Origin of the sequence: Streptococcus sp. 4094 (genome assembly GCF_013277125.1) — a bacterium.
GTDB lineage: Bacteria > Bacillota > Bacilli > Lactobacillales > Streptococcaceae > Streptococcus.
Map to the genome: position 1 here is coordinate 1 of NZ_VMMI01000049.1, position 16082 is coordinate 16082.

31 protein-coding genes are annotated in these 16082 nt (G+C 38.9%); 4 read left to right on the forward strand and 27 right to left on the reverse strand.

Features of this window, described 5'->3' with window-relative positions; translation table 11 throughout:
- The 27 genes from HT721_RS09815 to HT721_RS09935 form a co-directional block, all read right to left on the reverse strand.
- Positions 1-386, reverse strand: a 386-nt coding sequence (locus HT721_RS09815; RefSeq protein WP_173229711.1) for a YopX family protein, incomplete at its 3' end; no start/stop codon positions are given.
- An 11-nt stretch (positions 387-397) separates the two neighbouring features.
- A complete protein-coding gene (locus HT721_RS09820; RefSeq protein WP_173212754.1) occupies positions 398-820 on the reverse strand; it encodes a hypothetical protein in 423 nt (140 codons plus the stop codon).
- The gene (locus HT721_RS09825) at positions 817-1077 is read right to left on the reverse strand and encodes a DUF1372 family protein (RefSeq protein ID WP_049515369.1); all 261 of its coding nucleotides are present in this window, start codon (positions 1075-1077) and stop codon (positions 817-819) included. Before HT721_RS09825 ends, HT721_RS09820 begins: the two co-directional genes overlap by 4 nt.
- A gap of 2 nt (positions 1078-1079) precedes the next feature.
- Positions 1080-1433: a hypothetical protein gene (locus HT721_RS09830; RefSeq protein WP_173212756.1), complete on the reverse strand. Its 354-nt coding sequence runs from the start codon at positions 1431-1433 to the stop codon at positions 1080-1082.
- The gene (locus tag HT721_RS09835; RefSeq protein WP_173212758.1) at positions 1433-1720 is read right to left on the reverse strand and encodes a hypothetical protein; all 288 of its coding nucleotides are present in this window, start codon (positions 1718-1720) and stop codon (positions 1433-1435) included. Before HT721_RS09835 ends, HT721_RS09830 begins: the two co-directional genes overlap by 1 nt.
- Positions 1717-2229 carry a DUF1642 domain-containing protein gene (locus HT721_RS09840; protein WP_173212760.1) on the reverse strand — a complete coding sequence of 171 codons (513 nt, stop codon included), beginning with the start codon at positions 2227-2229 and terminating at the stop codon, positions 1717-1719. Before HT721_RS09840 ends, HT721_RS09835 begins: the two co-directional genes overlap by 4 nt.
- A gap of 11 nt (positions 2230-2240) precedes the next feature.
- Complete coding sequence (locus tag HT721_RS09845; protein WP_173212762.1) at positions 2241-2756, reverse strand: hypothetical protein; 516 nt, start codon at positions 2754-2756, stop codon at positions 2241-2243.
- Positions 2753-3085 (reverse strand): hypothetical protein, encoded by a 333-nt coding sequence (locus HT721_RS09850; RefSeq protein WP_153199852.1) that lies wholly within the window; start codon positions 3083-3085, stop codon positions 2753-2755. Before HT721_RS09850 ends, HT721_RS09845 begins: the two co-directional genes overlap by 4 nt.
- Before the next feature lie 12 nt (positions 3086-3097).
- Positions 3098-4441: a PcfJ domain-containing protein gene (locus HT721_RS09855; RefSeq protein ID WP_173212765.1), complete on the reverse strand. Its 1344-nt coding sequence runs from the start codon at positions 4439-4441 to the stop codon at positions 3098-3100.
- Positions 4438-4833 (reverse strand): Cas9 inhibitor AcrIIA9 family protein, encoded by a 396-nt coding sequence (locus tag HT721_RS09860; protein WP_173212766.1) that lies wholly within the window; start codon positions 4831-4833, stop codon positions 4438-4440. The genes HT721_RS09855 and HT721_RS09860 overlap by 4 nt, the downstream gene beginning before the upstream one ends.
- 162 nt (positions 4834-4995) lie before the next feature.
- Entirely contained in the window at positions 4996-6048 is a 1053-nt protein-coding gene (locus tag HT721_RS09865) for a DUF1351 domain-containing protein (RefSeq protein WP_173212769.1), read from the reverse strand.
- Position 6049: 1 nt separating this feature from the next.
- Positions 6050-6814 (reverse strand): phage recombination protein Bet, encoded by a 765-nt coding sequence (bet, locus tag HT721_RS09870; protein ID WP_173212771.1) that lies wholly within the window; start codon positions 6812-6814, stop codon positions 6050-6052.
- Positions 6811-6990, reverse strand: coding sequence for a hypothetical protein (locus tag HT721_RS09875; RefSeq protein WP_173229713.1), 180 nt, complete (start codon positions 6988-6990; stop codon positions 6811-6813). The genes bet and HT721_RS09875 overlap by 4 nt, the downstream gene beginning before the upstream one ends.
- Complete coding sequence (locus tag HT721_RS11335; RefSeq protein WP_275690235.1) at positions 6987-7109, reverse strand: hypothetical protein; 123 nt, start codon at positions 7107-7109, stop codon at positions 6987-6989. Before HT721_RS11335 ends, HT721_RS09875 begins: the two co-directional genes overlap by 4 nt.
- Positions 7096-7239, reverse strand: a complete 144-nt coding sequence (locus HT721_RS09880) for a hypothetical protein (protein ID WP_173229715.1) — start codon at positions 7237-7239, stop codon at positions 7096-7098. The genes HT721_RS11335 and HT721_RS09880 overlap by 14 nt, the downstream gene beginning before the upstream one ends.
- A 10-nt stretch (positions 7240-7249) precedes the next feature.
- Positions 7250-7573, reverse strand: coding sequence for a hypothetical protein (locus HT721_RS09885; RefSeq protein WP_173212777.1), 324 nt, complete (start codon positions 7571-7573; stop codon positions 7250-7252).
- Between the two features lie 15 nt (positions 7574-7588).
- Positions 7589-7879: a hypothetical protein gene (locus HT721_RS09890; RefSeq protein ID WP_057488003.1), complete on the reverse strand. Its 291-nt coding sequence runs from the start codon at positions 7877-7879 to the stop codon at positions 7589-7591.
- Positions 7880-7978: 99 nt separating this feature from the next.
- Entirely contained in the window at positions 7979-8179 is a 201-nt protein-coding gene (locus HT721_RS09895; RefSeq protein WP_173212858.1) for a hypothetical protein, read from the reverse strand.
- On the reverse strand, positions 8136-8990 hold the full coding sequence (locus tag HT721_RS09900) for an ATP-binding protein (protein ID WP_173212779.1): 855 nt from the start codon (positions 8988-8990) through the stop codon (positions 8136-8138). Before HT721_RS09900 ends, HT721_RS09895 begins: the two co-directional genes overlap by 44 nt.
- 9 nt (positions 8991-8999) lie before the next feature.
- A complete protein-coding gene (locus HT721_RS09905; RefSeq protein WP_240149987.1) occupies positions 9000-9908 on the reverse strand; it encodes a replication initiator protein A in 909 nt (302 codons plus the stop codon).
- Between the two features lie 73 nt (positions 9909-9981).
- Complete coding sequence (locus HT721_RS09910; RefSeq protein WP_001161207.1) at positions 9982-10170, reverse strand: helix-turn-helix transcriptional regulator; 189 nt, start codon at positions 10168-10170, stop codon at positions 9982-9984.
- Positions 10171-10182: 12 nt separating this feature from the next.
- Positions 10183-10368, reverse strand: a complete 186-nt coding sequence (locus HT721_RS09915) for a helix-turn-helix transcriptional regulator (RefSeq protein WP_173212781.1) — start codon at positions 10366-10368, stop codon at positions 10183-10185.
- A 355-nt stretch (positions 10369-10723) separates the two neighbouring features.
- Complete coding sequence (locus tag HT721_RS09920; protein ID WP_173212783.1) at positions 10724-10978, reverse strand: hypothetical protein; 255 nt, start codon at positions 10976-10978, stop codon at positions 10724-10726.
- Positions 10959-11129: a hypothetical protein gene (locus HT721_RS09925; protein WP_173212785.1), complete on the reverse strand. Its 171-nt coding sequence runs from the start codon at positions 11127-11129 to the stop codon at positions 10959-10961. The genes HT721_RS09920 and HT721_RS09925 overlap by 20 nt, the downstream gene beginning before the upstream one ends.
- Positions 11130-11522: 393 nt before the next feature.
- Complete coding sequence (locus HT721_RS11340; protein ID WP_275689794.1) at positions 11523-11645, reverse strand: hypothetical protein; 123 nt, start codon at positions 11643-11645, stop codon at positions 11523-11525.
- Positions 11646-11675: 30 nt separating this feature from the next.
- Positions 11676-11870, reverse strand: coding sequence for a hypothetical protein (locus HT721_RS09930; RefSeq protein WP_173212788.1), 195 nt, complete (start codon positions 11868-11870; stop codon positions 11676-11678).
- Between the two features lie 170 nt (positions 11871-12040).
- Entirely contained in the window at positions 12041-12178 is a 138-nt protein-coding gene (locus HT721_RS09935) for a hypothetical protein (protein WP_153192915.1), read from the reverse strand.
- A gap of 141 nt (positions 12179-12319) precedes the next feature.
- Here HT721_RS09935 and HT721_RS09940 point away from each other — a divergent pair, with 141 nt between their 5' ends.
- From HT721_RS09940 to HT721_RS09955, 4 genes are all read left to right on the forward strand, one after another.
- Positions 12320-13117, forward strand: a complete 798-nt coding sequence (locus HT721_RS09940; RefSeq protein ID WP_173229717.1) for a S24 family peptidase — start codon at positions 12320-12322, stop codon at positions 13115-13117.
- 185 nt (positions 13118-13302) lie between these two features.
- Positions 13303-13737 carry a type II toxin-antitoxin system PemK/MazF family toxin gene (locus tag HT721_RS09945; protein WP_173229719.1) on the forward strand — a complete coding sequence of 145 codons (435 nt, stop codon included), beginning with the start codon at positions 13303-13305 and terminating at the stop codon, positions 13735-13737.
- 228 nt (positions 13738-13965) lie between these two features.
- The gene (locus tag HT721_RS09950; RefSeq protein WP_173229721.1) at positions 13966-14562 is read left to right on the forward strand and encodes a CD20-like domain-containing protein; all 597 of its coding nucleotides are present in this window, start codon (positions 13966-13968) and stop codon (positions 14560-14562) included.
- A 276-nt stretch (positions 14563-14838) separates the two neighbouring features.
- Positions 14839-15984 (forward strand): site-specific integrase, encoded by a 1146-nt coding sequence (locus HT721_RS09955; protein WP_173229723.1) that lies wholly within the window; start codon positions 14839-14841, stop codon positions 15982-15984.
- Positions 15985-16082 lie beyond the last annotated feature (98 nt).

A 16082-nucleotide genomic window follows, 5' to 3' on the forward strand; every position in this document is an offset into this window, starting at 1 on the left:
CTGTTTTCGTAGATGTTGCCTACAACCTCGCAATTAGTATGTCGTAGCCACAATTCACATCCGTGTTGTTTGGATTTAAGACGATACGCTCCACCGTAATGCCTTACAACCTCGTAATAAGTCGGTTCAGAATAGACATCCTTAGACATTTTGACAATGTCGCCTTCAAAGATTTCCTTGCCGTTCTTGTCCTTGAGTCCTGTTGTTTGCATGAGTTCGATTTCGTCAGTTTTGTAACAATAGATAAATCTATCGTCTGGTAAACCATTCTCAAAATAAACTTGTTGTGTCACTATTTCTTCGTTTTCGTAGTCAATAGCAAGAATGTCATCTGAAAAAAACATACGTTTTTCTGTTTTTATCCACGCTATATATCTTGGTGTCATGTTAAATCCTCCTAAGCATTAACAACTGGAAAATGAATATCACCAATCACTAAAGAGCCTACGCTGTAATAATAGCCGTTATGCTCTGCTTCACAATTGGCAATAGCTACAGGGTTCTGATTATGGAAGATAGTTACTTTGTTTTTATAACCAGTTCCCCAATGGTCGGGGATTTCTTCCGGTTCTCCAATTTCAACATTAGTAATCACAGCGTCAAGTGATACATCTTGGAACTCCCCATCTGCTGAGGCACAGCAATCACTTTCAGACATTTCAATAGTGACCTTTGTGCCGTCTTCAAGCAGCAAAAAGTCCTTATCCCATTTCACAATACGCTTAAAGAGCAACAATTCTTTAAGCTCTTCCAACGACCCGTACCTTGCATTTTTCCAATCAGGCTCATAATAGTCTGGTAGTTTAATAGTTTCTGTCATAGTAACACCTCGTCTCCAACTTTCACTTTTTCATACACGTCCTTCGTAACCACGAACACCCCGTAATCACGAATCGTAAGCGTGTATAGTTTTCCATGTCGTCCTTTCTCGACCACCTTACCAAATATCTCAGCGCCTGCGTTATCTGCCTTGTAGATAACCATCGGCTTCTTTTCTTCCAAATCTCGAATCCTGTCCATCTGCCAGATGTTTAATCCAGCAGACAATAAAATCCAAATAGCTATGAATCGTTTCATGTTCACTCCCTGTAATTATTGTAAATTTCAATAGCTGGAATTGATTCATTGTCAATAGCAGAAGTAATTATTAGCTCGTTTCCAACTTTTTTTTGAAATTCTAGCAACTCCTCTATCGAATTGATTTCGATAAAATGCCCCTCTGCACCGTTCGGAAATTCTCTTTGTATTCGACCTTTAGACGTTTTATGATTAACTCCTTCAGAAAGCCAACTGCCTTCTATCCTAGAAAATCGCTCATCATATTCTTCAAATGTCGAACAGCCTCTAACTTGTATTTTTGTGTATTTTTTAATCACGGCGTTAGGGATTCGATTTTCAACCCACCCGCTTGTGCTTGTTAGTAAAAATTCCATCACTCAACCTCCTCAAAATAACTATGAAATTTACTTAAATTGACAATAACGACCTCTTCGACAAAATGTTTTTCGATGTCAAAGTCTGGATCATTTTTTCCAAACTCTTTCTTAATGGCTTTTTCAGCCAGCGAAGGTAAATCGAATATGCTTGCTCCGTTTTTTAAGGCAAGCGGATTTCCATGTTGATTCACTATTCGATAACCCACATCAAACGGTCTGATTTCCCTTGGGACTTTTATGCATTTACTTTGATTCTTCATTCCTTCTTCAAGCGTTTGTATCATCCTTCTACCTCCTCAATCTCAATCCCTGGGCAATCAAACACCCAGCCGAAGCCAGCGTCTTCTAGTTCTTTGCGGGTGTGTGCTGTACGAAATTTTTTATCTAATGTTATATTCTTTAACGTCCAAGCGTGAAGGTGCTTAATCAAGGTTAAGTAACTATATGCTGATTCAATCCATTTAAACCTTACATAATACCTTTTCTCTTTCTCGACCTCGTAGCCGTCAAGCCATGCACGAGCGAAGAGATCTCTGTTGGATTTCTTTTGATACCATTCCGTAAATTCCTGGCTTCCATTGCTACAAGCATAATGCAACGCATCCTCTAGTTCTGGACTATGTTCTCTTGCACCCTCAATCACATCATCCACAAACTGCGGAACTTTGACTTTTTCTGGCTCGTCTAGTTGTTTCAAGTCTTCTAGAAAAATTTGACGAGCTAGTTCTCCTGTTTTACCATTCCACTTCCCCTCATATCTTTTGTATTTCTCAATTAATTCCTTAACATTCATCTTCCAACTCCTTAACTTATCTTATGGCTTTCCAGCTCTCCAAATTCATGCCCTTGGTTTACAAAATACGAACCAATCAGAACCGCATCTGCCTCGTCATCTTTGACGTTCAGGTCGAATTCATCAGACACCTTAGCAACTGCCTGCAGTTTCATCGATTTTTTGCTACGGTCTTTGTAACTAAACTGCCAATACTTGCGCCAGGTCGACACATTCACGAAGTACACATTGTCAGCAATCAGTCGGCCAAGAATGATACCTGTCACAATTCCAATACTAATCATAGACTGCTGATTTGGCCCCATGACTGAGTTCTTCTCGACCACAATTGATTCAAAATGGCAGTCGTACTTATGGAGCGCTCTCGATTGAATCGCTCGCAATTCACTAGCCATGAACCGCCCACGTTCAAAGAACGATTTGCTTTTATGCTTTAAGACACCACTCTGAACAAGATCAGAGCCGTGAAATACGGCCCAGCCTGTCGCAGTAGTTGAAATGTCTAACGATAATGTCAGAGATTTCATTGCAGTTCTCCCTTGAATCCACAGAGATCAAATAGGTTTCGTTTATTACTCTCAATAAACTCAAAGAACTTCTGAAGTTCGGCCAAGTGACGCTTTTCTCTCTTGATTCCAAGGCTCGTATGATACTCTGTCGGCATTTTAGGTGTCGCCTTAATATCTAACCAGTAGAGAGGCTCAAACACGTCGCCACTTGTATCAAGAGAAGCATCTGCATCTGTATTTCTAAAATGCATCTGCATATCATATTCAATTTTATTGGTGATCGTGATGGTCTTGTCCACGATTTCAAGTGTGATATCTGTTCCTGGTATGTCGATTTTGTTTAGCATTTATTTTTCTCCTTATGCGTGTTTTGTATTTTTGTTGATTTCTACCAGCCATTGTTCTGCAGTTTGCCGAATTTCTTCTGGAGCTGATAAATTGTGTTTCCCCCTAATTTGAGTGATTCGGTCATCCTTGTATTCCAAAGTGAAAAACGGCTTGTCTGGTTCATCTTTTGACCTAACGAATATGATTGTTGTTTTGCCGTTCGCATGATCTTGAGTATACCTAGCACTACCAACACAATGAGACAATGCCTTCCCTTCCAAAATCAATTCTCCGGAATTATAGGCCGGTTTAAAGAGATACTGGCCTACCGCTTTCTCGTATTTGGCCAAAGATTTCAGACGCTTCTCGAACTTGCGCTGTTCAATCTCGCTCTTGTGCTGTATGAGCAGCTTAACCGCATTATCATGCGCTTTGACTAAATCTTTCGGCATGATGAGATTGTCAGTATCAATGGGTATATCAAGCTCGTTCAACATGCTGATATAGTCTACATAGTAGTCAAAATTAACTTTGTTTTTTAAGAACCAATTCTGGAATCTGTTCATTTTGGCAGCTTTGGGGATTTTGTTGATGTCTTGATAAGTCAGGATTTTTTCAATACCAGGAACAAGCGTGCCACCTCTCAATTTGATGCGACGTTCTAGCTCATAATCTCTGAAGGACCTATCTGTATTTTTGAAAAATCGCTTATTTTCATGAAGCCATTTCTTTGTTACGACACGGCAATCAACCGCTTTTCTCACATGCCATCCATCATATTCAGTAACATCATAAGCGAGATCCGTAGCCATTCTCCAGGCATTTATTTTCTGAAGAAACTCGATTTCAGAGCGGTATTTATACATGTGTGGCAAATGATAGTAGCCCAACCCACGAGGAAATTCCAAGTACTTCAATTCGGAAATTTCTCGAATCTTATTCTCCCAATTGTTTTCAAAAAATATTGTTCCTGAATATGCTCCTTGGCCTGTGAAGTTAGGAGTAAGCCCAGGAGCGTAGACTCCGCATCTTTCAGTCAGTTGTGTAACTTGATTGTCGCTCATCTGCTCAAAGTTTGTAAGTTGCCTCCTAATAGATTGCTTGCCGTTCGTGTATCGCGACCAGAATCCGTAAGATTGGATTTCAATCCGTTTGCACGTCACAAGAATAATTGCGAAACTGTAGAATTTGTCGTAAAAGTCTAATCTGCTCGATTTTGTCAGACGTTTTTCGATAACTCTACAACCTGTCCGATCGCTCTGAATAGTTTGAGATTTGTTAGACCATTTGATGGTCGGGATCTGCGAATAGCACCAGTCAAAGAATTTTTGGGGCGGTTTCAAACGTCCGGCAATTATTTTTTGATTTTTTGTCATGCTAATTCTCCGAATAAATCGAGCTGACCGTCAATAACATTTTTCTGTTTTTTAACTTTTTTAGATTTTGGTTTTTCAGGTTGTTGGCCGACTACTACAGTCGCATGGATTGCCTCAACCTTTTTGGTTTTGCCAGTAAAGTACTTATAGACCCAACCGAATACGGTAGAGTCATCTACCATCGCACAAGTTCCTGACTTAAAGTTCTTAGCCTGGCTAGCGCAATAGTTCAAAGCTTCTCTAATAGATTTCTTATCACCCAAAACTCCTTCGAAAAGCTTTTCGTCCTCTTGATCACAAATCCAATTGTGTATTGCATCTTCAGCTGGTCCATGATCTCCTTTTAATTCCTCTAGCAATTTTGCCAGAGCCTTTTCTTTGATTTCATTCATGTCATTTCAAAAAAATGCGACTGCCTTTGTGAGAATTGGCTAAATACGGGCAGTCGCTCGTCCAAGGTCACATGACCTTTACTGACGTTTTCTAGTTCGCAGTTTTACAAGAATGCACGGCTTGTTGTTTTTTGAGTTGTTTCCAAAATGGAAAAAGTTGGTTTATTTAATCAGTTCATCCAATTCTGCCTGCGTCAACGGCTCGATACGTTGATAACCTTGGACAGTGTAGTTTTTCTTGTATTCAAATCCCAAATCCGCAAGGCTATTCTTGAAATAGTCTTTTTCTTCCGTGTCAGCGAAATACACTTCCAAGGTCATTTTTTGGGTATATCGTTTTAAGCCGTTTTCAGCCCCACTGACAGCTTTTTGTTGGTTTTGGGATAATTGCCCACCGTCTAAGATTTCGCCCGTCTCTGGGTCAAATTCTTGCGTTTCCTCGTCGATATGACAGCCAAGTATTGTTCTAAACTCTGGATGTTCATTTTGTTGCTGAGCTAAATCTTCTTCACGTTCTCGTTCAGCTCGCTCTTGAGCCAATCTAACTTCTTCTTTTTGCTTTTCAAAAGCGTGGTCTACCTTGATTTGTTCCAACACTTCAACCAAAGTCATGTCTTTCAACATCCGAATATATGGCTGGTCTGTCATTCCGTACTCGGCACATTGTCCTGAGATTGCTGAGATGGTTTTCTTATACTCTTCTTGCTTCTGATACTCAAATGTAATCATGTCATCAAGCGACTTCATCGTAACTTTCTTGAGTGTCACACCGTCAGCCATGAAATCGCCTGCCTTGATGTACTCAAGGGCTTTCTCGTCAAATAGACGAGGGTCAAGCATGTATTCTGACGCCTTATTTGTGATATAGCTCTTGACTGTATCCAGTCTGAGTGCTTTCTGATGGTCTTCAAACTCTTTGACATCTTTCGCAATCTTTTTGATAACACCGTCCAGCGGTTCAACCTGCTCGGTGATGTATTCGTTGAAATCATCAGCAGTTTTTGACAAATCCTTTTTGATTTTGATACGCTCGTCAGATATCTGCTTGAACAGTTTTCTGAGATCAGCTAAAACCTGCTTATCGTCCTTGATTGTCGAAGCAGTAACTGTATAATTCTGGTACTTCGTTACCACTTCTTTAATATTTTGTTCAAACAATTCACGGTCTAAAATCTCAACCTCTGCCTGAGTGACACTTACTTGTAATTCTTGCATGTTAGTACTCCATTTCTTCTAAGAGTTCGCCTTGTAACGGTTCGCTCTGGATCGACTCCTCAACTTGAGTAGGTTTAGGAACTGGGTGATTCGCCTCTTGTACTTTGTTGAATTGTTCAATCTGAGCCATCTTGCGTGCTACGACATCCTCTCGACTTTCTTGAGGTGTGACATCTTTGATACGGTCAAATGTTTCTCCACCGTCATCCTCTGTGTACATATTGCCTAAGTCCTCAGGGAAAGCCTCTCTAAGAGCATTTACCAGAGCCGTCTTTCTAATCATGGTAGCTGGCATAGAGTTCCAGGTGCTTTGTTTCTTGTCATATTCCTCACGGCTAACAAAGATTTCCACAGGTACCTTGAAATTTTTACGGTACACTCTTGCCCATCCGCCTATTAGTGTGTCTCCTGGGAGCATGATTGCCCCTTTGCGTTCGTGCATAACGCCCTCGCCATCCACTGTCACTACTCCAGCCTCAAATCCCTCATAGTCTTTACATTGAGCGGCACGTTTCAAGAAAGCCTCTTTGGAGACAATCAAACTGAACTCAGTGCCTCCATTACGATTTTTGTAAGCCACAATGTAGACCTCGTTAGCAAATGGGTTAAGATTGCGACCTTTACATAAAGCTAGAGCCTGACCTATTTGTTTTTCAGTCAACAGGTTTTGTGGGTCAAAATACTTTTTGATGTCTGCCCCAGTCAATGAACTTGGGTCAGTAGTAATGTCACGTTTTGTCTGTGCTACTAATTGATTATTTGTCATTTTCTTCTTCCTTTCGTCTTCTTCAAATTCCAATTTTCACGTTTTATTCGTCGATTTTCGTTTTGCAATTTCAAAATAACGTCTTGTTGTTCGTTGATGATTTGCCCCAGCTCTTGGCCAAGATGCATATAATCAGCTCGCCAGTTGTCGATTTCTGCAAGTAGTTCCTCAATCATATTTCATCACCCACATATCGACGTCGACCGCATCCGATATCCACATACTGGCTTGGGTCAAGTTCTTCTCGTTCTTCAGGCGGTTGCATCATATCTCTGTCATAATCAAACATGCGCATACACCTTTCCAAGTCCCAGAACTCGTTTCACATATCTAGCCTTTGACGTTAGCCCAAGGTCCAGCAATTCGTTTTTTTCTTCATGATTGGCCAAAAGCCATACACGGTTTTCAAGTTCAATTCTAGTCATTATCTTATCCTCAGCGTAACACTTTCATAATCACTTTCTTAGGTTCTGGCAAAGCTAACGGCTCTGGCTTCAAACCTTCAGGGCGTTCTTTATCAAACGTAAATCCTTGAAACTCTCTGCGGATGTTTTGACGGATTTCCTCACGTTCAAGCTCACGACCGATTTCAACCGCTTCGTTAAACGCTTGTATAATCTTCGTATCACGTTCTTCCAACTTTCGTTGTTTCTCAAGTTCGTGCAGCTCCATTTGTCGTGCTAAAATTCCTGCTCCGATAAATCCTAAAATCACTGCGCCAGTTCCTAAAATCTGGTTGATTAATGGTGGTTCAAACATTTTTTCTCTCTCTCCTTACGCTCTTAATTTTCGTACTTCTTTCTCTAATTCCAAAATCTCATAAACATCATTGACATCGTACATAATATCTTTCCCTTGCTTACGAAATCTTAATCCTTTACGTTCTAACTGCTTAACATAGCCATGAGTGAAGCCGAACTTCTTCATCAAAGCCTGTTGATTGATTGGCATGCGATCATTCTCTAACTGCTCCTTGACCTGCTTTTCAGCAAAGGCCAACAATTGATTCGTGAACAATTCAGCACTTTCGCCATCCAATCGTAATTGTAGCGTTATACCTTCCATTTTTTTACATCCTCTCAACTATGCGGGCAAGCATTTTTGTGATATAATTCAATTAGTAATTTTTGATTAGCGCCTGATTGCCGTCAGGTGCTTTTATTTTTAGGTTCTATAGACGCTTCCATTTGTTGCATAGTACGTCAGTTCGTTCATCTTTCTTGTGAACTGGTAGTCGCTTGTAATCAGCAACCGCTCTTTCAGCAAGCTAGATAATCCGTAATGTTCTTCTTCAAACTGTTCAATAATTTTCTGACGTTCTTCAGTAGTCGCTTGCTGACAAGGTGCGTCTAGACTCTGTGTCATTGCTAAATTTGAACGCATTAGTCTTCATGTTTCCTTTCGTTATTCTATCTACGAGGCTTTTCTCGTAAAGTTGCTCCAAGTGATTGCCTCCATAGTTCGTGGTTATAATCGTATTCGTCCTGTTTTCAAGTATCTGATACAGGACTTTTTGCATCCAGTTGTTCCCCTGCTTGATTTCATCGCCTACACTTGACTCTTTGCCAAGGTCGTCCAAAATCAAGAAGTCCACTTTCTGCAAGAACTGGATAGTCCGTCTTTCTTCCCACTTGGAATCCTTGTATCTAAAAGCGTCTTTCATCCGTGAGAATAGTTCCATAGAGGGAATATAGACCACTGAGCGCTTCAACTGGAACTTCTGGAAACTCTCGTTCAGCGTCTTGGCAATTCCAACTGCTAGATGGCTCTTGCCAACTCCAGGCGGACCGCTGATAATCGTATTCCCCTCATATCGCTCCTTCACATAGTCAACCGTCACACGCTTAGCGAAATTGACTGCTTCAGCGTCTTGGTTTGTGTGAATCTCAAAGTTGCCGATAGTAGCATTTTGTAAATCAGGTGGAATGATGCTCTCCTTAGAAAATAAAGAGTAGGATCTTGTATTTCTGATTTGAGCCTCAGCTTGAGCAAGTTGTTCGCCTGCTTGACTGTTGATTTTCTCCTGTTCACATTCAGGGCAATAAGTCCGCACATTCTGCGTGCAAGGGTTGACTGAGCGCCACATATAGACTCCCTCATGCTTGGGGCATTGGGTATCCAAAGTTTCTATCTGTAAAAATCTACCCTGCAATTCATCTCTTGATACTGCTCGCATAGCACCCTCCTAGAATCCCAGTCGTGGGTTGTAACCATCATCTGATAATTTCAAGGTATTTCCTTGATAAGCACTTGACCGCTTCGGTTTCTGTCTGTTCTCTACTAACTCAGCAGTCACTAGACCCTTCTGCTTCCAATCTCTCAAAATACTACTGAGATACTTGAAGTAAGGTTTACCATTACCTACGCATTCCTTGATTGCTAATTTGATAACCTCTTTACTATGGTCTTGTAAGAAGTAATTCAAATCTTCAATCTCAAACGGTGTCGGCTGTCTTCCAAACTCTGAAAAAATCCAATCGTGAACAATTCCAAGGTCATTTTCTGCTGGGGCGTCCTCTATACTATCTATATAGTTAGCACCACCACCCTCTGATTCACTCAGTCTTGATAAATTAGTATTGATATTATCAGTCTTGATTGTGTCAACTTTTTTTACTTCTTGAAGTAAAGTTTTTTTACTTCCGTGGTCAACTTTTTTTACTTCTTGAAGTAAAGTTTTTTTACTTCCGTGGTCAACTTTTTTTACTTCTTGAAGTAAAGTTTTTTTACTTCCGTGGTCAACTTTTTTTACTTCTTGAAGTAAAGTTTTTTTACTTCCGGAAATGTATAACCTGTTTGGTTTATTCACACCTTGCCGAAACTCTCTAAGCAATCCCATATCAGCAAGTTCTTTTTTTGCTGATATGATTGTTGGTTTACTACAATTAAGCTTCTCCATAAGTTGCTCGTTCGTATAATAGACGTAAACATCCCCTTTCTCATCAAACCATTTGTTTTGAATTGACAATGTCCGCCTATCAAAGAGAAACATATATATCTGCTTAGCTTTGTCACTCAGCACATTGTATGGCGGTTCATAAAGCCACTGAGGCATCTGATAAAAAGCATTGTTTTTCACTTCGCTTATTTTCAATCATTCTTTCTCCTTCGATACAAATATTTTAAAATAGAAAATATTATTTTGTTTAACTTGTTAAACATTTACTTTAAAAAAAATCTTTCACTTGCTTATTAAAAACTACTGCTAATTTTTGAAGCGTTCTAATTTTCACTGTTGACGACTGACCTGACTCAATCAAGTGTATTGTTGTTCGAGAAACATTTGACTTCTCTGCGAGTTCTTCTTGAGACATCTTCTCTTTCTCGCGCCATTTTCTTAAACGTTCTCCTTGCACGCACTCACCCCCTTATCTAAATTCATCCAAGCTGACTTCCAGTGCATCAGCAATTTTGCACATATTCGTCCATGACATCTCTTTCATCCTTCCAGCCTTTAGGTTAGAAAAATTAGATGGATGGACATTTGATTCTTTGGCCAATCTGTACATCGACCAGCCTTTTATTTTTAATTGTTTTTCAATTTTATTCCACATCAGAAATACCATATGTTGTGTTTTTCAATCACATCAGATCCTTTCTTATACAATATGTTGACAATCAAATATGTTTGGTTTATAATATATCTTGACTAAGACCTCTCACGTTTTAGTCAAAATTCCAATAGAAAGGAGGTAATGTTATGACTCATTATTGGTATAACGATCGCGTTGATACTAACAATAATCACGAAGTACATAAACTTTCTTGTAAGTATCTACCTGATACAATTCATTCCACGTATCTAGGAAAATTCGACTACAATTTTCAAGCCATGGAATATGCTAGGCAAACCGAACCCTACAAGCAGTTTGACGGTTGCTACTTTTGCATGCCAACCGAACATAACGGCTAATTTGACTGAGTTGCTTCCTGCAACTCTTTTTTATGCTCTCGATTGCTAGCAATTGTTGAACGATACTCTTGAATAAAATGGTACTTCATTGTCTCAATAAAGAACTTCCGTTCATCAATCAACATTTTCCTCAAAAATTCGCATTCTTTTCTTAGTGCAATCAATTCTTGTATTCCTTCTGCTGCTGTTTGAGTTACTTCTGCTAATTTTTCCATACCAGAAATATCAACATTAACATGTGGCTGTTCCATTATCGTTCCCCCTTATTTTACTTTCCAGCGCCCTGAGTTCAATCTCATGGCTGACTTGTTTCAATAGCTTCTCACACGCTATTTTAGCTTCTCTGTACGTTGTAGATTCGCTGATGAAGTAATCAGCAAGTTCGATGATTTTATCTTCCATGAATTTCTCCAAAAATCGGTCTTAAGACCGATGTCCCCCCTTCAAAAACAGTATATATTTATATTATCCTTAACAAGAAAGGAGCTGATGCAAATTGGCAAAATTTTTGAAGGGGACTGTGGTTCAGTGATTCAGTTTGGTTAGGTAACCAACGCGTTTTTACTGCGAGTGTGACTGCACGGAGCCTGTCGCTGACTATAAGAGGGACTGCAGCTCTGCTTATAGCGGGACTGACAGATAACTACCTAGCGGCACTCAAAGACTAGCCAAACCACGTTGATTGCAGTGCTGGACGCATGACCAGCGAAGTTTCAACCAGTTGCTTTACACCGACTGTGAAACCTTATCAAAGTATGCAAGTCTTGACCTAGTGTAAAGTAGGTTAAGACTTTTTTATCGCTCAGGAACTTGTGAATCGTTCAAAGAAATCTTAGAATCTAGTTCATCCACTTTCTCAGCAATATATGTCACGGTCCTCAATATCTCATTGAGGGCTGTTCTTTCTAGTTCGTTCATTTTTCTACTCCTATCGGTAAAAACTTTGCTTTATTTGTATTTATTAGCAATTTCATTTATTGTATCTAAAACAAATTTTTGCATCTTTTCTCGTGCTTGCAATTCATTTTGAAAGAAAGAATCAAGCATTTCGGTCAATCTATTCGAATATCCTCGCAATAGCATTACCGTTACCAAAAACGAAGTAATTACTGAGACGAGAACTGCTGAAAAAACACTTTCCATTTTCCTACTCCTTCCCTTTTTTATCACATCGGTATTCCACTATCTTACGAATAGTGAAAGATACAATCACAAATCCTGCTAGGATTATCAAACCAACATTTTCATCCATTGCTTTTCACGGCAAATGATGGTACACTATCAAGTAGAGGTTGGGGCTTCTGCCCCTTTCTCTACTTTTTGTTTTGAAGCTTACGTTTGTGTTCTAAGATTTGTTTGTGCCACAAACGTGCTTCTCTGACTAAGCCTAGTGCCAAGATGACGGTTGCAGTGTCCTTGGTTGCTAGGCTTTTTATGATGTGTTCCATCATTTGCCTTACCTCCTTTTCTTTAAGCTTGATTATAGTTTAACACGTTAAACATAAAATGTCAAGTGTGTTAAACAAAAAAATTTACTTTTTTTATTTAAAGATGTATAATAGATTAAACAATATATAGAAAGGAGTTTTTAAATGAAGTTAGGAGAATTGCTCAAATCATATAGAACGGAGCATAAATTATCGATGGATGCTTTTTGTGAATTATCTGATTTAACTAAAGGGTATATTTCTATGCTTGAAAAAAATGAACATCCGAAATCCAAAAAGCCCATTGTCCCATCTTATGACACAATAGAAAAAATTGCTAAAGGAATGCAAATTTCTACAGAAAATTTAATTGATATGCTTGATGATGATCAAGAAATTCAAATCAACGCCACTCCAGCTCTTCTCTCAAAATCTCCTATCCAATCCATCTACGACAAACTAGAACCGCCTGGACAAAGTAAAGTTATCACATACGCTGAAAAATTACGTGACGAACAAGAGAAACGAAGAAAAGCTAAGATAAACGAAGTATCGGAGGTTATCAGTTTGTACAAAGTTGAGGTAGTATCTGAGACGGCAGCAGCTTGTGGATTCAACTATGGATTCGGATACGACGATACAGACAGAGAGACTATAGAGGTTGACGAGCGACCACCACGCTACGATATTGCGACTAAAGTTAGCGGAGACTCCATGCAACCTGACTACCAAGACGGAGACATTCTCTATTTAGTAGACAAAGGACTGACTACCTATAGTGGAGACCTAGCAGTTATCGCATACGGAGACCGTTCTTACTTTAAGAAGATATATACCGAAAACGGACGCTTACGCCTCGTATCGCTCAATGACAAGTACGAGGACATCATCCTAGACTTCCCACCAGCCGAAGACACACACATCAAGATCTATGCAGTTGTCGGGGTGTATAGAGGGGAATAGAACCAGCTGTTTTCCATTTTGGAAACAACCACTTGACAAAATTTTAAAAAAGAAGTACACTAATAATGTCAAAAGCCTTGTTCGTCAAGGATACGATACTTACTTATAAAGCCTTGTTCGTCAAGGACAAAACTGTCTGGTGTACTTCTAAGAGGTACACCTTATTTTATTATCTGGAGCATTATATGAAATTTCAACAAGGCGAAGTTTATCTAATCAACTTCCCACAAAAAGGTGGGAATGAATTTTACGGAAAACACTACGCTATCATCTTAACAACTCCTGACAAAGCCGATGGAACACTACTAGTAGCACCTTTAACTGGTAAAAAATCAGGAAAGAAATATCGTGGTGGTATCACGATTGAAAATAATAAATATCAAAACACTCCTTCCAAGCCAAAAGCCTATGCTTATGTCCGAAAAATCCAAGAAATAGACAAACGGAAAATCGTCTATAAAACAAAGAAAAAGATTGATAGCGATGGACAAGTGATGCTAGATGCAACAGGAAAAGAGTTATATGATAAAGTCTATAAACCAGCTTACAAACTAGATACAAACGACCATAAAAAACTACTAGACAAGATAAAAGAAGTTCTTGGGCTAGATTTATATTAAATAAAAAATTGACTTTTCTTAAAATTAGGGTTAGAATAGAATCATAAGGTCGCTTGACGACAAAATAGATGATACTGTCCCAAGAGGACAATTCTAGCCCTGCTCTTATGAGTTGGGCTTTTAATTTTTTATTTAACATCTATTCCTATTTTGGAAATAGTTACGTAAAACGGAAATAAAAAAATGTGCAATAACTGATCCACATTAAAAGCTGAGAGAGGTTTCATTATGAATGAAGAACGCAAAGTTTTAGGTATTTTGGCTATTATTTTTGGAGCGATTGCTCTATTTGGGTCTTGGATGCCTATTATTAACAATCTATCTTTTGTTATTGCTATCTTAGCGCTTATATTGGGCTTGATAGGTCTAGCTATCAACAGAAAAAGGCCAAAAATGTTGGCTATCATCGGTACAGTCTTAGCAGTCGTATCAATGGTTATTGTTATCGCTACGCAATTGATGTATGCCCGTGCTTTGAATAACGCTGCTAAAAACGTTGAAGAAACTGTTAGCTCAGTAAGTTCTTCTATCGAATCATCACAAAAAGAAGAGGATGCTAAATTTAACTGGACAAAAGAACAGTTTGACGCTCTTCAGATGGGCGACATCATGAATTATGGAGCTGGTGGAACTAACTACGACGATATTGTTAGCGTTCATGGAGAACCAAATAATATAAACACTACTACTGTCAATGATCATGAAAGTAGAACAGTTTCATATTCTTCAGCAGGAACAAAAATCCGAAGCGTTACTTTGACATTTAGCAAACAAGAAAGTGGTGCTTATTTATTGACTGCTAAAGTCGGCATCGGATTGGAATAAATTTATTTTCATGATATAATTAAGTTACTTAGAGGTTTACCCTCATATTTTTAAACTTTGAGCCTTTGCGCTCCAGGGGAAGTAACTTAACTGTTGCTTCCCTTTTTAAAAACTAAAAAAGCCCCACGCTCTCCGACGGCCATCTTTGAGTGTGAGGATTCGACTTTCCATCAAGCAAGCAATGGAAAGGATGATAAAAAAATACAACTATAGTTTATCATAAGTTCTACACCTTTTCAACTATGCGGGCAAGCAATCGAAAAGAAAGGACTTTTTATGATAAAAAAATATATTACAAAAAAAGGAGAGACTAGGTATCTCTTTCAAACATACCTGGGCATAGACCCTGCCACTGGAAAAGAAAAGCGTACAACACGCCGTGGTTTTAAAACCATAAAGGAGGCAAAGGCTGCCGAACGTGACCTTCTCTTAGATGTTGAAGAGAATGGTTTTTCAAACAATGAAGATTTCCAGAATCCTACATTCGCCGAAGTCGCTGAATTATGGCTTGATAGCTATAAGAGCACTGTAAAACCAACAACCTATCAGAACGTTAAGAAAAAACTTGATGTTATGATTGACTTGTATTTTACAGATATGAAAATCCAGCAGATCAGTGTAGCTTATTGTCAAAAGGTTGCTATCAAGTTGAGTAATCGCTATATCCTCTATGCCAATTACTACTCTGTTATAAGCCGTATTTTCAAGTATGCCACTTCTATTGACATTATTAAGTCAAATCCCTTAGACAAGATTATCAAGCCTAAAAATAGGCCCTTAAAGACCAAAGAGAACCACTATACAAAACAGGAGCTAACAGAGTTTCTTAAAGTTTGCAAAGTAGATTGTAAGCATGTAGAGTATACCTTTTATCACTTACTAGCTTTTACTGGCCTAAGATGTGGTGAGGCGCTTGGTCTCATGTGGTCAGATGTTGACTTTGAAAATAAACGATTAAGCATTTCTCGGACAGCTGTCGTTGTTAATAAAAAACAAATTGTTCAGGACCCTAAAACCAAAATGAGTAAGAGGGTTATCACTTTAGATGATGAAACTCTGAATGTATTAAAAATCTGGAAACGTCAGCAGATAAAAGAATATTTTCGGTCTAGTGTGCCTTACAAAAATGATTCAAATTATATTTTTACGAATAGTTTCGGAGGTTGGATTTCTCCTTCAGCTGTGAAAGAGAGACTTAGAAGATTCTTTTGTGAACATAACGATATCAAAAAAATCACTCCTCACGGATTCAGGCACACACACGCCTCTCTTCTCTTTGAAGCTGGTGTTACAGCCAAAATTATTTCGGACAGATTAGGTCACAATAATGTTCAAACCACTCTTGACATGTATACCCACATCAACGACAATCAACGTGTTGAAATCGTGGATCAACTCATGGATTTCATCCGCTCCAGCTAAAAGTAAAGTCGTATTCAATCTCGTATTCACTTTTAGATAGACACTATAAAACCAATGATTTCAAGGGTACAGGAAACCGTGAGCAGTTTATACCATAA

Bases quoted from the DNA above. Each gene is read 5' to 3' on its own strand.
- HT721_RS09820 (WP_173212754.1), bottom strand. From the start codon at position 820: ATGACAGAAACTATTAAACTACCAGACTATTATGAGCCTGATTGGAAA.
- HT721_RS09825 (WP_049515369.1), bottom strand. From the start codon at position 1,077: ATGAAACGATTCATAGCTATTTGGATTTTATTGTCTGCTGGATTAAAC.
- HT721_RS09830 (WP_173212756.1), bottom strand. From the start codon at position 1,433: ATGGAATTTTTACTAACAAGCACAAGCGGGTGGGTTGAAAATCGAATC.
- HT721_RS09835 (WP_173212758.1), bottom strand. From the start codon at position 1,720: ATGATACAAACGCTTGAAGAAGGAATGAAGAATCAAAGTAAATGCATA.
- HT721_RS09840 (WP_173212760.1), bottom strand. From the start codon at position 2,229: ATGAATGTTAAGGAATTAATTGAGAAATACAAAAGATATGAGGGGAAG.
- HT721_RS09845 (WP_173212762.1), bottom strand. From the start codon at position 2,756: ATGAAATCTCTGACATTATCGTTAGACATTTCAACTACTGCGACAGGC.
- HT721_RS09850 (WP_153199852.1), bottom strand. From the start codon at position 3,085: ATGCTAAACAAAATCGACATACCAGGAACAGATATCACACTTGAAATC.
- HT721_RS09855 (WP_173212765.1), bottom strand. From the start codon at position 4,441: ATGACAAAAAATCAAAAAATAATTGCCGGACGTTTGAAACCGCCCCAA.
- HT721_RS09860 (WP_173212766.1), bottom strand. From the start codon at position 4,833: ATGAATGAAATCAAAGAAAAGGCTCTGGCAAAATTGCTAGAGGAATTA.
- HT721_RS09865 (WP_173212769.1), bottom strand. From the start codon at position 6,048: ATGCAAGAATTACAAGTAAGTGTCACTCAGGCAGAGGTTGAGATTTTA.
- bet (WP_173212771.1), bottom strand. From the start codon at position 6,814: ATGACAAATAATCAATTAGTAGCACAGACAAAACGTGACATTACTACT.
- HT721_RS09875 (WP_173229713.1), bottom strand. From the start codon at position 6,990: ATGATTGAGGAACTACTTGCAGAAATCGACAACTGGCGAGCTGATTAT.
- HT721_RS11335 (WP_275690235.1), bottom strand. From the start codon at position 7,109: ATGCGCATGTTTGATTATGACAGAGATATGATGCAACCGCCTGAAGAA.
- HT721_RS09880 (WP_173229715.1), bottom strand. From the start codon at position 7,239: ATGACTAGAATTGAACTTGAAAACCGTGTATGGCTTTTGGCCAATCAT.
- HT721_RS09885 (WP_173212777.1), bottom strand. From the start codon at position 7,573: ATGTTTGAACCACCATTAATCAACCAGATTTTAGGAACTGGCGCAGTG.
- HT721_RS09890 (WP_057488003.1), bottom strand. From the start codon at position 7,879: ATGGAAGGTATAACGCTACAATTACGATTGGATGGCGAAAGTGCTGAA.
- HT721_RS09895 (WP_173212858.1), bottom strand. From the start codon at position 8,179: ATGACACAGAGTCTAGACGCACCTTGTCAGCAAGCGACTACTGAAGAA.
- HT721_RS09900 (WP_173212779.1), bottom strand. From the start codon at position 8,990: ATGCGAGCAGTATCAAGAGATGAATTGCAGGGTAGATTTTTACAGATA.
- HT721_RS09915 (WP_173212781.1), bottom strand. From the start codon at position 10,368: ATGTGGAATAAAATTGAAAAACAATTAAAAATAAAAGGCTGGTCGATG.
- HT721_RS09920 (WP_173212783.1), bottom strand. From the start codon at position 10,978: ATGGAACAGCCACATGTTAATGTTGATATTTCTGGTATGGAAAAATTA.
- HT721_RS09925 (WP_173212785.1), bottom strand. From the start codon at position 11,129: ATGGAAGATAAAATCATCGAACTTGCTGATTACTTCATCAGCGAATCT.
- HT721_RS11340 (WP_275689794.1), bottom strand. From the start codon at position 11,645: ATGAACGAACTAGAAAGAACAGCCCTCAATGAGATATTGAGGACCGTG.
- HT721_RS09930 (WP_173212788.1), bottom strand. From the start codon at position 11,870: ATGGAAAGTGTTTTTTCAGCAGTTCTCGTCTCAGTAATTACTTCGTTT.
- HT721_RS09935 (WP_153192915.1), bottom strand. From the start codon at position 12,178: ATGATGGAACACATCATAAAAAGCCTAGCAACCAAGGACACTGCAACC.
- HT721_RS09940 (WP_173229717.1), top strand. From the start codon at position 12,320: ATGAAGTTAGGAGAATTGCTCAAATCATATAGAACGGAGCATAAATTA.
- HT721_RS09945 (WP_173229719.1), top strand. From the start codon at position 13,303: ATGAAATTTCAACAAGGCGAAGTTTATCTAATCAACTTCCCACAAAAA.
- HT721_RS09950 (WP_173229721.1), top strand. From the start codon at position 13,966: ATGAATGAAGAACGCAAAGTTTTAGGTATTTTGGCTATTATTTTTGGA.
- HT721_RS09955 (WP_173229723.1), top strand. From the start codon at position 14,839: ATGATAAAAAAATATATTACAAAAAAAGGAGAGACTAGGTATCTCTTT.